The organism is Acinetobacter sp. AOR34_HL, assembly GCF_027854795.1.
Lineage (GTDB): Bacteria > Pseudomonadota > Gammaproteobacteria > Pseudomonadales > Moraxellaceae > Acinetobacter > Acinetobacter junii.
Map to the genome: position 1 here is coordinate 1 of NZ_JAKTID010000001.1, position 1,854 is coordinate 1,854.

A 1,854-nucleotide genomic window follows, 5' to 3' on the forward strand; every position below is an offset into this window, starting at 1 on the left:
TTTTAAGGTCACTCTTTGTGCCTGATAAAAAATGGCGAAAACAAGAAGAACCTCAATTGAGGTTCATCTTGTGATATTTGTGGGACAGCAGTGGCTTATAGCCTCTTTTTTCATTATGGATTAGGTGGAATCAATTGATCCAAATCCTTATCAGCAAGTTGATCTAATTCACTTAGATCAGTTTGAATTTTCCACTGGCTTTCATCTTCAACAGGGTTGGGCAAACGTGCTTCAAGCCAATCACAAACGGTATTGGGATCAAATTCAGGATGGTTACATTGAATGACCCATGCCAAAAAGTCTTTTGCTTCACCATTCATATAGGGTGGTGGTGACACAGGGAAAAATTGTGTTGGTAAGCGCTCGTTGGTTGATAAGTAATTCAGAACATGTCCAAGTTCTTGAACAGTTTGCCATGCCAGTGCGTGTTCTACATTAATACTAAATTTAAACCACCACGCATGTTGCTCGTCTGTGCCATGTGCAATGATTCTTTCCTTTTGCACGCTTGGAATTTTAGAAAAGAAATCGTAAAGACGATCAAAATTCATTTCAGACACTGAACCACTCCAATACTAAAAAAAAGATATTAACATACTTAAGTTATGCTTCATTCAACATCAGCCCATCTTATAAATTTTACTGGTTGTCGAAAAAAATATTATTACTACAGTGCTGGTGCTTTTCTGTACTAAACTAATTGTAGAAATCATTTTGAGGTACTAGAAATGAGGAAAAATAAACTTCAAATTTTGAGTTTAACTTTGGCGGTCAGTGCTTTGCCAGCCTTAAGCTACGCAAATAACTGGAGCGGCTATCGAGGAGTTGAACGTCGTCCATATCATGAATCTCAACAAAGTTATCAACCTCCAGCTCAAGATCCTTTTGCGTTCTCAAATCAGCGTTATACACCTACAGCACCACCGAAGGGGTATTATTATCAACCCTACCAAAATAATCACTACTCTTACCAATATCGCCCAAGTGTCAGTATTGAATACTATCCTGAAACTCACTCTGAACATACATATCACCGAGAGGCATTTGTAGTCGGAAATGAGTTACCAAGTGAGTTTCGGAGTGAGCGTTATGTGATCCGAGATTGGGATTATTATTCTTTACGCGAACCACCACGTGGACGCCATTGGGTGATGATCGATGGAAGATATTTTTTAGTGACTGATGATAATTTTAGAATCGAAATTATTCGATGAGCTTTAATACCTTAGGTTGAGATATCTCCATAGTTTCTCAGTATTGATTACAAAGTTTTGCAATCTCATTCGTTTTATTCATGGTTTCTCCTAGAGTTTTGCTTAATCTGAGTTCAGATCAAAACAGAGGATCAAACAATGAAAAAGACAGTTATGTTGTTGATATCAAGTTTAATGTTTGGTGCATCTGCTTCAGCAATGGCAGATTCAAATCGTTGGAACAATCATCACGACTATAAAGATCGTTATGAGCAGCGTTACGATCGAAATGACCACCGAGATGATCATAGAGATCCACCGCGATGGTCAAATGCAGATCGTGGAAACCATTATGGACAACGAGTAAACTTTAAACGTGGCGAGCGTTTACCATCGGAATTCCGTAGTAAACGTTATGTGGTTTCAAACTATCGCTACCATCGTTTATATCAGCCACCACGTGGTTATAACTGGATGCAAGTACAAGGAAAATATGTGTTGGTTGATTCAAAATATCGTGTTTATCGAATCGCATAATTTAATGAATTTAAAAGCAGCCGTAAGGCCACTGCTGTCCCATAGTTTGCTTTAAATAAAAAACCTGAGTCTAAATAGTTAAAATATGAGTGCAAACAAACACTTTAACTATAAAGGACTCAGG

3 protein-coding genes are annotated in these 1,854 nt (G+C 37.9%); 2 read left to right on the forward strand and 1 reads right to left on the reverse strand.

All coding sequences use genetic code 11. The features are described from left to right. Positions 1-113: 113 nt before the first annotated feature. Complete coding sequence (locus MKL32_RS00005) at positions 114-560, reverse strand: hypothetical protein (RefSeq protein WP_004908900.1); 447 nt, start codon at positions 558-560, stop codon at positions 114-116. A 168-nt stretch (positions 561-728) separates the two neighbouring features. Here MKL32_RS00005 and MKL32_RS00010 point away from each other — a divergent pair, with 168 nt between their 5' ends. Next, entirely contained in the window at positions 729-1,214 is a 486-nt protein-coding gene (locus MKL32_RS00010) for an RcnB family protein (RefSeq protein WP_270900015.1), read from the forward strand. Between the two features lie 138 nt (positions 1,215-1,352). Then, positions 1,353-1,730 (forward strand): RcnB family protein, encoded by a 378-nt coding sequence (locus MKL32_RS00015; protein WP_005402074.1) that lies wholly within the window; start codon positions 1,353-1,355, stop codon positions 1,728-1,730. Positions 1,731-1,854 lie beyond the last annotated feature (124 nt).